This is a genomic window from Nocardiopsis sp. MG754419 (assembly GCF_018207095.1).
GTDB lineage: Bacteria > Actinomycetota > Actinomycetes > Streptosporangiales > Streptosporangiaceae > Nocardiopsis.
In genome coordinates, this window is sequence record NZ_QOCZ01000116.1 from 1 (window position 1) to 13,178 (window position 13,178).

General features: G+C 68.5%; 9 protein-coding genes. 2 read left to right on the forward strand and 7 right to left on the reverse strand.

The window, feature by feature from the left end; genetic code table 11:
• The 7 genes from DSY14_RS29295 to metH form a co-directional block, all read right to left on the reverse strand.
• Positions 1–1,050, reverse strand: a 1,050-nt coding sequence (locus DSY14_RS29295) for an ATP-binding cassette domain-containing protein (RefSeq protein WP_211718131.1), incomplete at its 3' end; no start/stop codon positions are given.
• Positions 1,051–1,092: 42 nt separating this feature from the next.
• Positions 1,093–2,106 carry an ABC transporter permease gene (locus DSY14_RS20010; protein ID WP_211718132.1) on the reverse strand — a complete coding sequence of 338 codons (1,014 nt, stop codon included), beginning with the start codon at positions 2,104–2,106 and terminating at the stop codon, positions 1,093–1,095.
• A gap of 92 nt (positions 2,107–2,198) precedes the next feature.
• A complete protein-coding gene (locus DSY14_RS20015; RefSeq protein WP_211718133.1) occupies positions 2,199–3,953 on the reverse strand; it encodes an ABC transporter substrate-binding protein in 1,755 nt (584 codons plus the stop codon).
• A 99-nt stretch (positions 3,954–4,052) separates the two neighbouring features.
• Positions 4,053–5,090: an ABC transporter permease gene (locus DSY14_RS20020; protein WP_211718134.1), complete on the reverse strand. Its 1,038-nt coding sequence runs from the start codon at positions 5,088–5,090 to the stop codon at positions 4,053–4,055.
• Between the two features lie 596 nt (positions 5,091–5,686).
• The gene (locus DSY14_RS20025; RefSeq protein ID WP_249188169.1) at positions 5,687–6,193 is read right to left on the reverse strand and encodes a cellulose synthase; all 507 of its coding nucleotides are present in this window, start codon (positions 6,191–6,193) and stop codon (positions 5,687–5,689) included.
• Between the two features lie 154 nt (positions 6,194–6,347).
• Positions 6,348–7,058, reverse strand: a complete 711-nt coding sequence (locus DSY14_RS20030) for an HAD family phosphatase (RefSeq protein ID WP_211718135.1) — start codon at positions 7,056–7,058, stop codon at positions 6,348–6,350.
• A gap of 80 nt (positions 7,059–7,138) precedes the next feature.
• Positions 7,139–10,612: a methionine synthase gene (gene metH / locus DSY14_RS20035; protein ID WP_211718136.1), complete on the reverse strand. Its 3,474-nt coding sequence runs from the start codon at positions 10,610–10,612 to the stop codon at positions 7,139–7,141.
• A gap of 284 nt (positions 10,613–10,896) precedes the next feature.
• Between metH and DSY14_RS20040 the strand changes: the two genes are divergently transcribed.
• Positions 10,897–11,736, forward strand: a complete 840-nt coding sequence (locus DSY14_RS20040; RefSeq protein ID WP_211718137.1) for a PAC2 family protein — start codon at positions 10,897–10,899, stop codon at positions 11,734–11,736.
• A gap of 265 nt (positions 11,737–12,001) precedes the next feature.
• Positions 12,002–13,153, forward strand: coding sequence for a glycosyltransferase family 4 protein (locus DSY14_RS20045; RefSeq protein WP_211718138.1), 1,152 nt, complete (start codon positions 12,002–12,004; stop codon positions 13,151–13,153).
• Positions 13,154–13,178 lie beyond the last annotated feature (25 nt).

A 13,178-nucleotide genomic window follows, 5' to 3' on the forward strand; every position in this document is an offset into this window, starting at 1 on the left:
GGTCGGCTCCAGCAGCCGCATGACCATGCGTGAGAGCGTGCTCTTGCCCGAACCGGACTCCCCCACCACACCCAGGGTCTCCCCCTGGTACAGGTCGAAGCCGACGCCCTTGACCGCCCAGAAGTCACTGGAGCGACCCCACAGGCCACCGCGGACCTTGAAGCTCTGGGACACGTCGCGCACCCGCAACAGCGGCTCGCCCTCGCCCGTGGACGGGGTGAAGGCCTGGAACCCGCCCGGCTCGGTGACGGCGCCCTCGCGCCTCTGCCTCTCGACGCGGTCGGCGCGGTCCTGCGCACGGCGCTGGGCCCGGGAGACCTCCACCCGCGGCACCGCGTCGAGCAGCGCCCGGGTGTAGGGGTGCTCGGGTCGCGAGAGCACGTCGCGCACGTCGCCGCGCTCGACCGCCTGGCCGTGGCGCATCACGACGACCTCGTCCACCGAACCGGCCACCACGGCCAGGTCGTGCGAGACCAGGATGAGGGCCATGTTCAGATCGCGGCGCAGCTCGTCGAGCAGGTCGAGGATGCGCGCCTGCACGGTGACGTCCAGGGCGGTGGTGGGCTCGTCCGCCAACAGCACCTTGGGGTCGCACATGAGCCCCATGGCGATCACCACGCGCTGACGCATGCCACCGGAGAACTCATGCGGGTAGGCGTTGATCCGCTTGTCCGGCTCGGGGATACCGACCCGGTCCAGCGCCTCGACGGCGCGGGTGCGCGCGTCGGCCTTGGAGGCCTTGGGGTGGTGCACCCGGTAGGCCTCGATCAACTGGTCACCGATGGTGTACTGCGGGTGCAACGACTGCATGGGGTCCTGGAAGACCATCGCGATGTCGTTGCCGCGCATCCGCTGCAACTGTTTGTCGGTGGCGGTCACCACGTCGGTGCCCACCACCTCGATCCCGCCGGTGATCTCGGCGCGGCTGCCCCGGTGCAGACCCATCAGGGCCAGGGAGGTCACGCTCTTGCCCGACTGGACGTCGCCGTCCATGGTCGGGAACGTCACCCGCAGGTCGTCCACCCGGACGACGGGTTCGGTCGAGGCCATGACTTCTTCCTTCGTTAGTGCTGCTCTGGTCAACGTGGTCCCCTACCGACCGACCCGGACCCGCGGGTCGACCACGGGGTAGAGCAGGTCGACGACGAGGTTGCAGATGACGATGAACACCGCGCCGAACAGCGTCACGCCCAGGATGACCGGGAGGTCCTTGGCGACGATCGAGGTGATCGCGTAGGCGCCCACACCGTTGAGCGAGAAGACCGTCTCGGTGAGGATGGCGCCGCCGAGGACCATGCCGATGTCCAGACCGAGGATGGTGAGGATCGGCGTGAGCGTGGGACGCAGGGCGTGCTTGAAGATCACCTTGCGTTCGCTGAGTCCCTTGGCGCGGGCGGTGCGGATGTAGTCCTCGTTGAGGGTCTCCAACATGCCCGCGCGGGTCTGCCGGGCGTACTGGGCCGCGTGCAGGAAGGCCAGGGTGAGCCAGGGCAGGAGCATGACCTGGTACCAGCCGACGGGGTCCTCGGTGAAGGGCACGTAGCGCGAGACCGGGAACAGCCCCCACTGGTGCACCAGGAAGGACAGGGCGAGCAGACCGGTGAAGTAGACCGGCAGGGAGACACCGATGAGTGCGGCGCCCATGGCCAGACGGTCGAAGACGCTGCCGCGCTTGACGGCGGAGATGACGCCCACGGTGACACCGCCGACGACCCAGATGACCGCCGCGCCCAGGCCCAGGGACAGGGTCACCGGAAGACGGTTGAGGATCTGTTCGAGCACCGGGGTGTTGGTCGTGAAGGAGTACCCCAGGCACGGGGCGGCGCACTCCACCGTCTCGCGACCGAAGGTGAACTCCTGTCCGAACAGCAGCGTCCGGAGGAACTCGATGAACTGGACCGCGACGGGCTGGTCGAGGCCGAGGCGTTCCACGGTGGCGTCGAGCACCGCCGGAGTGGGCGCCTTGCCCGCGTACATCGCCGCCATGCCGTGCGGGGTGACGCCCGCCCAACGTGGGAGGACGTAGAAGATCCAGAAGGTCACCGCCGTCACGACGGCGAGGAGCAAGATACCCGCACCAAGGCGGCGAAGGATGTAGTTCAGCATCGCGGTCAGCGGCGGGGCTCCCCCGGGTTCCCGTGGGGCCCCGCCGCATTCACCTGCCTTCTCGTACTAGTTCAGGCCGGTAGTTTCGGGGACTATTCGTCCCGGTCCACGCCCAGCGCCATGAAGTCGTACATCATGTAGGCCGGGTGGTAGTAGACGTTGGTGAGGTCGGCGGGACGGTAGAACGTCGACTTGTCGAAGACCACGGGCATGATGGCCGCGTTCTCCAGGACCAAGGTGTCGATGTCCGCGTACATCTCCGCGCGCTCGTCCGGGTCCTCGGTGAGGAGGGCCTCGTCCCACATGCCGTTGACCTCGGGGTCGTCCAGCTCGGAGGTGTTGAAGTTACCGGTCTCCATGATCGCGTCGCCGTGCGTGATCTTGGAGGCGAAGCCGTAACCGGTGGGCCAGTCCGGGCCCCAGCCCGAGACGCTCAGGCCGATGCCGTTGTCACGGACGTAGTCCTGCGAACCCGCGTACTGACCGAAGAAGTCGGCCTGCGGGAACTGCTCGATGGAGACGTCGATGCCGACGCGGCCCAGGGACTCCTGGAGCGACTCGGCGGTCAGGACGTCGCGCTCGCTCTCGGCACGGACGGCGATGGTGGTGCTGAAGCCGTCCTCCTCGCCGCACTCCTCCAGCTTGGCCTGGGCGGCATCGAGGTCGCCCTTGTTGTCCTGGGACGGGTACAGGTCCGACTCCGGGTCCGCACCCGGGATCAGCGGAGGCAGCAGGTTGGTGGCGATGTCGCCGCCGTCGTCGCCGCCCCAGGCGCGCCACATGCTGTCGCGGTCGGCCGCGTACATGATCGCCTGGCGGCAGGCCACGTCCTCGATGACCGGGGTGTGGATGTTCACGTAGCGCAGGGCGCCGGAGTACGGGTTGTCCACGAACGGGCGGGCGGACTCGTCCGAGAGCAGACGGGTCTTGGTCGCCGGGCCCACGCCGGAGCCGCGCAGGTCGACGTCGAGCTCGCCGCTGGCCAGACGCTCGTCGACCTCGTCCTGGGAGACGCCGATCTCGACCTCGATGCGGTCGGGCAGGGCCTCGCGGATCGGGTCGGTCTCCGGGTCCCAGTGCTCGTTGCGGTCCAGGTGCAGCTTCACACCGGGCTCGTACTCGCCGTCGAACTTGTACGGACCGGAGGAGACGACGGTCTGCTGGTAGAGCTCACCGCGGTCGGCGTCCACCGGGACCGGGGCGGTCTGCGGCTGGGTCAGCACGTTCGGGAACTCCGAGAAGGAGTCCTTGAGGTTGAAGACCAGGGTGTGCTCGTCCGGGGTCTCGATCGCGTCGAAGCCCTCGAGCGGGTCATCGTGGTCGTAGACGTTGTAGTCGCCGTCCTGGTCCAGGTGCGCGGCGAAGTACTGCGGGCCCTCGCTGAAGATGCCGCCGTTGAAGTTGGCGCGGGCGATGCCGTACTTGATGTCCTCGGAGGTGATCTCGGAGCCGTCCTCGTACTTGAGGCCCTCCTGGATCTTGACGGTCCACTGGGTGAAGTCGTCGTTGGGCTCGGGCATCTCGGCGGCCATGTCGGTCACCAGGTCGGTGGCGTTCTCGCCCGGCTCCGGGTTGAAGGCCATCAGCGTACGCGCGTAGTAACGGGAGAAGTTCCAGTTGAACGCGTAGTAGGTGTTGGCCGGGTCCGTGGAGTCGAAGTCACCGTCGATGGCGTAACGCAGGGTGCCACCGGACTGCTCGGACGGGTTGACGATGCTGTCGGAACCCTGGTCGAACTCGGTGTCGGCGTCCGCCGGGCCGCCGCCGGTGGCCGAGCCGCCGCAGGCGGACAGGAAGAGTGACGCCGCCGCGCCGAGCGCGACGAAGCCGAGGGTGCGATTCCTCACGGAACTACCTCTCTGAACCTTTGAGTAAGGGTGGATAGGACCTGCGGGTTGATCCACGTGCGTGCGGGGTGGATCGGGACCGCCCCGCACGCACGCGGGTCAGTCCGACGTCTTGGGATCGAAGGCGTCGCGAAGGCCATCACCGAACAGGTTGAACGCGAGGACGGTGATGAAGATGGCGAGACCGGGGAAGACGATGAAGTAGGGAGCGGTCTGGTAGAAGGGGACCGCTTCGGAGAGCATCTTGCCCCAGCTGGGCGTGGGCGGGTTGATGCCGACTCCCAGGAAGCTCAGGGCCGCCTCGAACAGGATGTTCGTGGGGATGAGCAGCGTGGAGTAGACGATGATCGGCGTGACCAGGTTGGGGAGGATCTCCTTGACCAGGATGTGCCGGTTGCCCGCGCCCAGGCTGCGGGCGGCCTCGACGAACTCCCGTTCGCGCAGGGCCAGGGTCTGGCCCCGGACGATGCGCGCGATGTAGGGCCAGTTGAAGAAGCCGATGATGAAGACGATGACGCCGATCCTCAGGCCGTTGCCGGTGAGTCCGAGGACACCGTCGGGGATGACCCCGACGAGGGCGATCGCGAAGAGCATCAGCGGGAAGGCCAGGAAGATGTCCATGGCCCGGCTGATGAGGGTGTCGACCCAGCCGCCCATGTAACCGGCGATGATGCCGAGGACGGTGCCGAGGGCGACGCACACCAGCGTGGCGAGGAAGGCCACCAACAGCGAGATCTGAGCGCCGTAGAGGATGCGACTGAAGAGGTCGCGTCCGGTCACCGGTTCCAGGCCGAGGAGGTGGTCGGAGCTGATGCCGCCCCAACGGTCGACACCCGCGGCGGGGTCGTCGGGGTCCGCGTACGGGACCCGCGCGCTGGGGTCGATGAGGTCCTGGTTGAACTGGGTGGGCGGGTGCCCGAACCACTTGACCAGGAGGGGCGCGAGGAGCGCCGCGAGGATGAGCAGCACCACGACCGTGCCGGAGACCATGGCGACCTTGTCGCGGCGCAGACGCCGCCAGGCGATCTGACGCAGGGACCGGTTGTCGGCATCACTGCGACCTTCGGTGGCCGTCACCGCGACGTCCACCGCGTCGGCCTCGTCGCCCGACCCATGGACATGTGAGGGCGCACTCATCAGGCCACCACTCTCCACTCTTGCGCTTCTGGCCGAGAGGCCGGAACCCACACCTGAGCAGCTCAGGGGTTCGACCCTGAGGGGTCTCACGGTGGGGCCGGTCGGATCTCGACACTGGCTGGCGTGGGCATCGCGTCCGACGATGGCGGGGGGATCGCCCACCTCGTCGGCGCCGGACGGTCTCGGATCACCTTGTGACCCTGGACACACAGAAGTCCGTTTTGCCCGGGATGTTACACAACGACCAATTTACTCGCCCCTCACGAGCCCGCCGTCCAAACCAAGTCCATGTGGCTGAATCGTAACCAAAGCTAACAATGAACCTGTACAGGCACTAAAAAGGGGCAAAGTGCCAACCAAGGACGAACGTCATCGATGTGGGGCAATGGAGTCGATACAAGCCCACACCTTACGAGCACACCGCAGGAAAGTGAACGCGGGGCGGCGTGCTATGCCAAGTGCTATGGCATCAGCGTGTGCCGTCGCGCGCACGTACCGTGAGGACGAGACCACGAAGAACGGCGGCCCGCCGAAGCGGAACCGCCGTTGTCGGATGCTGCGGGCGTCCGTACCCCCGGGGGGCGCGGACGCGTCCCTCACTCGATGCCGTGCTTGCGCAGCAGGGCCTCGATCTCGTCGAAGTCCTCGCCGCCGCCGGACTTCTTCTGTTCGGGCGCCTTCACCTGACCGGCGGCGGGCTGCGCCGGACCGGCCGCGGGCTTGCCCTTGGGGGCGGCCCCGGACGCGTCGCCCTGGGGTCGCTCGGCCTTGGCGCCCGCCTGCTTCACACCGACCCCCCGTGCCTTCATGAACCCGGAGGCCACGTACAGGATCACCATCAGCGGCACCAGCGCCACACCCGCCCAAACGATCGGGTTGAACACCAGACCGGCCAGCACACCGAAGAGCCCGAGCACGAACTGCATGACGACGTTCATCAGGCCGAGCAGACCCGCCACCAGCGGGAGCATCGACCACGCCAGCCCTCGCAACCCGAAGGCCGCGCCCTTGCGTCGCCACACGAAGAACGTGATGATCAGGCCCAGCGCGGCGAGCGCGGCTCCCAGAGTGAGGCCGGACGTCATAGTCAAAGTCTCAGGCATACGCCCAGTCTCCCATCCCGCGCCCGACCACACATCCGGCTCTTCCCCTAGGGCGGTTCCCGATCGGGTCGGACCCGGCGCCGTGGACGCACGGTGTCCGCGGGCACGACGTTCCCGTGATCCACGTTACCCGGAGCCGTCCAACGTCGCGGGCTCAGTCCCGGGCGACCAGGGACTCCAGCCAGTCGAGGTCGATGCCGACCAGGCTGTCGCGGAACACGACGCCCTCCCGCGGCGGGATCTCCACGTGGTTGGGGATCGCCACGGTCGCGCAACCGGCGTCCGCCGCGGAGGTCACCCCCACCACGGAGTCCTCCACGGCCACACAGCGCGCCGGGTCCACCCCGAGACGGCGGGCCGCACGAAGGTAGGGGTCGGGGTGCGGCTTGTTGGCCTCCACCTCGTCACCGGCCACCGAGTCGTCGAAGTTCGCCAGACCGATCCCACCGATCGCGGTGGCCACCAACTCACGCTCGGTCGAGGTCACCAGCGACACCGGAACCCCGGCCTCCGACAACATCGTCACCAGTTCCTTCGCCCCGGGACGCAGTTCCGCGCCCTCCTCCAACTTGGCCAGGAAACGAGCGTAGAGACGGTCGGCGACCTCCCTCGGGGTGAGGTCGGCACCGGTCAGAGCGATGATGTAGCGGCCCACGGGTCCGGCCGCGTTGCCGACGTTGTTGATGTGGTCCTGTTCGGTCCACACCCCGCCCAGGTCGGCGACGAGATCCGCCTCCGCCTCGTTCCACAGGTGTTCGCTCTCGATGAGGGTGCCGTCCATGTCCAACAGGACCGCCTGGAGGCGGCGCCCACCGGTCGGCGCGGTCTGGTTCTGTTCGGAACTCACAGTGCTCAATTCGCTCATCTCGACTCGTGGCCGTCGGACCCGACACGGGCGAGGCCCCACCGGTACCGGGCACCGGTGGGGCCTCGCCTCTGGGCCGGTCAGACGTTGAAGTATGTCGCCTCGGGGTGATGAATGACGATCGCGTCGGTGGCCTGCTCGGGAACAAGCTGGTACTCCTCGGACAACGTCACCCCCACCCGTTCCGGCTGCAGCAGTTCGACGATCTTGGCCCGGTCCTCCAGGTCGGGGCAGGCCCCGTACCCCAGGGAGAAGCGTGCGCCCCGGTAACCGAGCTTGAAGAAGGCGTCGAGTTCGGCCGGGTCCTCCCCCGCGAATCCCAGCTCCGCGCGGACGCGGGTGTGCCAGTACTCCGCCAGGGCCTCGGTGAGCTGCACCGACAGGCCGTGCAGCTCCAGGTAGTCACGGTAGGCGTTCTTCTCGAACAGCTCCGCGGTGGCCCGACTGATCGCCGCGCCGACGGTCACCACCTGGAAGGACACCACGTCCAACTCCCCCGACTCCTTGGGGCGGAAGAAGTCCGACAGGCACAGGTGCCGGTCCCGACGCTGACGCGGGAACGTGAAGCGCGTGCGTTCGGTGGCACCGTCGTCGTCGAGCACGACCAGGTCGTCGCCCTCGCTGTAGCAAGGGTAGTGACCGTGCACGACCGCGGCCTCCAGCAGGCCCTCGGTCTGGATCCGGTCCAGCCACATCCGCATGCGCGGACGCCCCTCGGTCTCCACCAACTCCTCGTAGGTGGGGCCGTTGCCGCCGCGGGACGCCTTGAGCCCCCACTGGCCCATGAAGGTGGCGCGCTCGTCGAGGAAGGCGGCGTAGTCGGCCAGCGGGACGCCCTTGCTGATCCGGTCGCCCCAGAACGGCGGTGTGGGCACCTTGTTGGTGGTGGACACGTCGCTGCGGGCGGGCATCTCCTCGGGTTCGGTGACCTTGAGGGTGGCCCCGCGCTTGACCCGGCGCTGACGCAGCTCGGGCAGCTTGGCGCCCTCGTCCCCGCGCTTGACCGCCATGAAGGTGTCCATCAGCCGCAGGCCCTCGAAGGCGTCCTTGGCGTAGCGGACCTCGCCACCGAACATGTCGGCCAGGTCCTGTTCCACGTAGGAGCGGGTGAGCGCGGCGCCGCCCAGCAGCACGGGGAAGCGCGCGGACATCCCGCGGGAGTTCATCTCCTCCAGGTTCTCCTTCATGATCACCGTGGACTTGACCAGCAGGCCCGACATCCCGATGACGTCGGCCCGCTTCTCCTCGGCGGCCTCCAGGATGGCCGACACCGGCTGCTTGATACCGAGGTTGACCACCTCGTAGCCGTTGTTGGACAGGATGATGTCGACGAGGTTCTTACCGATGTCGTGGACGTCGCCCTTGACGGTGGCGAGCACGATGCGGCCCTTGCCGTCGTCGTCGGTCTTCTCCATGTGAGGTTCGAGGTAGGCGACCGCCGACTTCATGACCTCGGCGGACTTGAGGACGAACGGCAGCTGCATCTGCCCGGAGCCGAACAGCTCGCCGACCGTCTTCATGCCCTCCAGGAGGGTGTCGTTGACGATGGCCAGCGCCGGCCGCTCGGTCAGCGCCTCGTCGAGGTCGGCCTCGATGCCGGTGAGCTCGCCGTCGATGATGCGGCGCTCCAGGCGCTCCCACAGGGGCAGTGCGGCCAGTTCCTCCGCACGGGAGGCCCTCATGGACTTGGCGTCCACACCGGTGAACATGTCGATGAAGGTCGACAGCGGGTCGTAGTCGTCCTCGCGCCGGTCGTGGATGAGGTCCTGGGCGACCTTGAGCTGGTCCTCGGGGATCTGGTTGATCGGCACGATCTTGGAGGCGTGCACGATGGCCGAGTCCAGGCCCGCCTGGACCGCCTCGTGCAGGAACGCCGAGTTCAACACGATGCGGGCGGCCGGGTTGACGCCGAAGGACAGGTTGGACAGACCCAGGGTGGTCTGCACGTCCGGGTAGCGCTTCTTGAGCTCGCGAATGGCCTCGAGGGTCTCGATGCCGTCCCGGCGGGTCTCCTCCTGCCCGGTGGTGATGGGGAAGGTGAGGCAGTCGATGACGATGTCGCCGGTGCGCATCCCCCACTCGCCGGTGAGCTGTTCGATGAGCCGGCTCGCCACCCGCACCTTCCACTCGGCGGTGCGGGCCTGTCCCTCCTCGTCGATGCACAGGCCGACCACGGCGGCGCCGTGCTCGGAGACCAGCTCCATGATGCGGGTGAACCGCGAGTCGGGGCCGTCCCCGTCCTCGTAGTTGACGGAGTTGATGACCGCGCGCCCGCCCAGGGCGTCGAGACCGGCCTCCAGGACGGGGGGCTCGGTGGAGTCGAGCATGAGCGGCAGGGTGGAGGCGGTGGCGAAGCGCGAGGCGAGCTCACGCATGTCGGCCACGCCGTCACGCCCGACGTAGTCGATGTTGAGGTCGAGGATGTGGGCCCCGTCGCGGATCTGGTCGCGGGCCATCTCCACGCAGGTGTCCCAGTCCTCGGCCAGCATGGCCTCGCGGAACTTCTTGGACCCGTTGGCGTTGGTGCGCTCGCCGACCGCCAGGTAGCTGGCGTCCTGACGGAAGGGGACGCTCTGGTAGAGCGAGGACGCCGAGGGCTCGATGAGCGGCTTGCGGTTCTTGATGCCACGGCCCTGGACCCGCTCCACGACCTGACGCAGGTGTTCGGGGGTGGTTCCGCAGCAGCCGCCGACCAGGCTGAGCCCGAACTCCGCGGTGAAGGTGTCGTGGGCGTCGGTCAGCCCCTCCGGGGAGAGGTTGTAGACCGCGCCGTTGGGGCCCAGCTCCGGCAGACCGGCGTTGGGCATGCAGGAGATGGCGACGGAGGAGTGGTGCGAGAGGTAGCGCAGGTGCTCGCTCATCTCGGCGGGGCCGGTGGAGCAGTTGAGCCCGATGACGTCGATGCCCAGCGGTTCCAGGGAGGTCAGCGCGGCGCCGATCTCCGAGCCCATGAGCATGGTGCCGTTGGTCTCGATACTGACCTGGGCGATGATCGGCACGTCCCTGCCCAGCGCCTTGCGTGCGCGCTTGGCCGCGATCACGGCGGCCTTGACCTGGAGCAGGTCCTGGCAGGTCTCGATCAGAATGGCGTCGGCGCCGCCGTCGATGAGACCGCGGTGACACTGCTCGTAGTAGTCGCGCAGCAGCGCGTAGGGAGCGTGTCCCAGGGTCGGCAGCCGGGTGCCGGGGCCCACGGAGCCCAGCACGTAGCGGGGCTGGTCGGGGGTGGCGTAGGCGTCGGCGGTCTCGCGGGCGATCCGCGCACCGGCCTCGGCGATCTCGTAGGTGCGGTCCTCGATCCCGTACTCGAAGAGTCCGCCGTAGTTGGCGGAGAAGGTGTTGGTCTCGACGCAGTCGGACCCGACCTCGAAGAAGGCGGCGTGGGTGTCCCGGACGATGTCGGGCCGGGTGATGTTCAGGATGTCATTGCAACCCTCGTGCCCCTCGAACTGGTCGAGGTCGAGATCGTGCGCCTGCAACATGGTGCCCATCGCCCCGTCCGCAACGACCACGCGCTGGGACAGTGCTTCACGGAATGTCCGTCGATCTCTCATAGTCGGCAACTCTAGTCTCGGGGCATCGCGGAACCCCAGTCGGTCGTTCGTGACGAACGGCACCGGTGAGGACCACGACGCACGGCTGGGAGTCGACGGTCGGGGACGTCGTCGTCCCGGGCCGTCGGTGCTGCCGAGGCTACCCCATCGGGTGTTTCACCCAGTGAGACGGGTGTCCCAAAGCCGAGGGGGTGGTGGCACCCGGTGGGGCCGCCTTCGCGATTTCTCGGGTGCGGCGCCACCCCATAGGGTGGGGTGCGTCCGCGTTCAGGAAGGGGCCGCACATGATCCAGCTCGACCGCGAGCTCGTCGAGCCTGTGATGGTGGCGGCGTTCGAAGGGTGGAACGACGCCGGTGAGGCCGCGAGCCTGGCCGTTGAACACCTGACCGAGCACTGGGGCGCCACGGAGCTGTGCTCCCTGACCCCGGACGACTACTACGACTTCCAGGTGACCCGTCCGCGCATGTCCGTGGTCGAGGGGCGACTGCACGAGGTCGAGTGGCCCACCACACGGGTACGGGTGGCCCGTCCTCCCGGCTCGCACCGGGACGTGGTGCTCGTGGTCGGTCCCGAGCCCAACATGCGGTGGCGTTCCTACACCGCCGACCTGGTGGCCATCGCCCGCGAACTGGGGGTCGAGCGGGCCGTGCTGTTGGGCTCGCTGCTGGCCGACGCCCCGCACACCCGACCCGTGCCGGTGACCGGCATGGTCTCCCCCGGTGGCCTGGCCGAACGGCACGGCCTGGAACCCTCCACCTACTCCGGCCCGACCGGCATCGTGGGGGTGGTGCACGAGGGCTTCGACGCCGCCGGCATCGAGACGGTGTCCCTGTGGGCCGCCATCCCGCACTACGTGGCCCAGCCGCCGTGCCCCAAGGCGACCCTGGCGCTCCTGGGCTGGGTTCAGGAGTTCTCCGGTGCCGAGGTTCCGCTCGGTGACCTGCCGGAGGAGTCGGTGAAGTGGGAGTCGGGGGTCGACGACCTCACCGCCGAGGACGAGGACATCGCCGCCTACGTCCGCGGGTTGGAGGAGGCCAAGGACACCGTGGAGCTCCCCGAGGCCTCCGGCGACGCCATCGCCCAGGAGTTCGAGCGTTACCTACGCCGCCGCGAGGACGACTGAGGGGCGCCTCGCAGCACCGATCGCTCGTGGGGTGACCGGCGACACGCCCGACATCGTCGCGATATTAGGTGTTCTTTAGCCGCGAGAGGATACGTTCCGAGGACACGGCTCGCGGACCGGAGGCGACCGCGAGGGGGACGGTCGTCGCATCAGGGGAGCGACGGCGGACCCCGATTCCGCCCCTGCCCCGACGGCGCCGCCTCCGGCTGGCCGGACCGATCGTCCCTACCGTCCGCGCCGGCAGGGAACGGGGGATAGAGCACACATGAAAATCGCCGTCGTCATCGCCAACGGCTACACCATGGGCGGCACGGTGCGGACCGTCTACAACCTCGCCCGCGGTCTCTCCGAGCGCCACGAGGTGGAGATCGTCAGCCTGACCCGTCGGCGCCGGGACCCCTTCTTCACTCTGCCCGAAGGGGTGCGGTTGTGGCCGTTGCACGACCGGACCGCCGAGGCGCCCGCCATGAGTTCCTTCGCCCGCCGCCGGTGGACCCGACGCGTGCGCTCCGTGGTGCCCGAGTCCGAACTGGCGCGCAACCAGAACTTCACGCCGGAGTCCGTCTCGGGTCTGCACCGTTTCCTGCGGACCACCGACGCCGACGTGGTGATGGGGACGCGACCCGGCATCAACCTGCTCCTGGCGGCGTGGGCGCCCAAGCGCCTGTGCGTCATCGGCCAGGAGCACCTCAACCTGGGCGAGCACAAGCCGGACCTGGTGGAGGCGATCGACCGGCGTTACCGGGACCTCGACGGACTGAGCGTGCTCACCGAGTCGGACCGCAACGCCTACACCAGGCTGCTGCGCCGCGGTGGGGACTTCCTCACGGTGGTGCCCAACGCCGTGGATCCCGGGGTCCCGCCCCGGTCGACCCTCGACGCCCCCGTGATCGCCGCCGCGGGGCGCCTGTCCCCGGTCAAGCAGTACCCGAAGCTGGTCGAGGCGTTCGCCCAGGTCGTCGAGGAGCACCCGGAGTGGTGCCTGCGCATCTACGGTGACGGGGACAAGGCCGCCAAGATCGAGGAGACCGCCCGCAAGCACGGCATCGAGGACAACGTCCGGCTCATGGGACAGACCCGGGACCTGACCGAGGAACTGTCCAAGGCCTCCATCCTGGCGGTGAGCTCGAAGGTGGAGGGCTTCGGGATGACCATCGTGGAGGCCTTCTCCGTGGGGTTGCCGGTGGTGAGCTTCGACTGCCCGCACGGCCCCGGAGAGATCATCGAGCACGAGCGGACCGGGCTGCTCGTTCCACCCCAGGACACCCCGGCCCTGGGCCGGGCCCTGCTGCGCCTGGTGGAGGACCGCGAGCGGCGCCATCACATGGGCGAGCAAGCCCTGGAGGCCTCCTCGCGCTACCGGCTGGAGGACATCATCCCGCGGTGGGAGTCCTTCCTGGAGCATCACCGCGCCTGAGAGCCGACGCGGCGACGCCTCCGGC

Excerpts from the sequence above, each read along its gene's own strand:
- DSY14_RS20010 (WP_211718132.1), bottom strand. The coding sequence starts at position 2,106 with ATGCTGAACTACATCCTTCGCCGCCTTGGTGCGGGTATCTTGCTCCTC.
- DSY14_RS20020 (WP_211718134.1), bottom strand. The coding sequence starts at position 5,090 with ATGAGTGCGCCCTCACATGTCCATGGGTCGGGCGACGAGGCCGACGCG.
- DSY14_RS20025 (WP_249188169.1), bottom strand. The coding sequence starts at position 6,193 with ATGCCTGAGACTTTGACTATGACGTCCGGCCTCACTCTGGGAGCCGCG.
- DSY14_RS20030 (WP_211718135.1), bottom strand. The coding sequence starts at position 7,058 with ATGAGCGAATTGAGCACTGTGAGTTCCGAACAGAACCAGACCGCGCCG.
- metH (WP_211718136.1), bottom strand. The coding sequence starts at position 10,612 with ATGAGAGATCGACGGACATTCCGTGAAGCACTGTCCCAGCGCGTGGTC.
- DSY14_RS20040 (WP_211718137.1), top strand. The coding sequence starts at position 10,897 with ATGATCCAGCTCGACCGCGAGCTCGTCGAGCCTGTGATGGTGGCGGCG.
- DSY14_RS20045 (WP_211718138.1), top strand. The coding sequence starts at position 12,002 with ATGAAAATCGCCGTCGTCATCGCCAACGGCTACACCATGGGCGGCACG.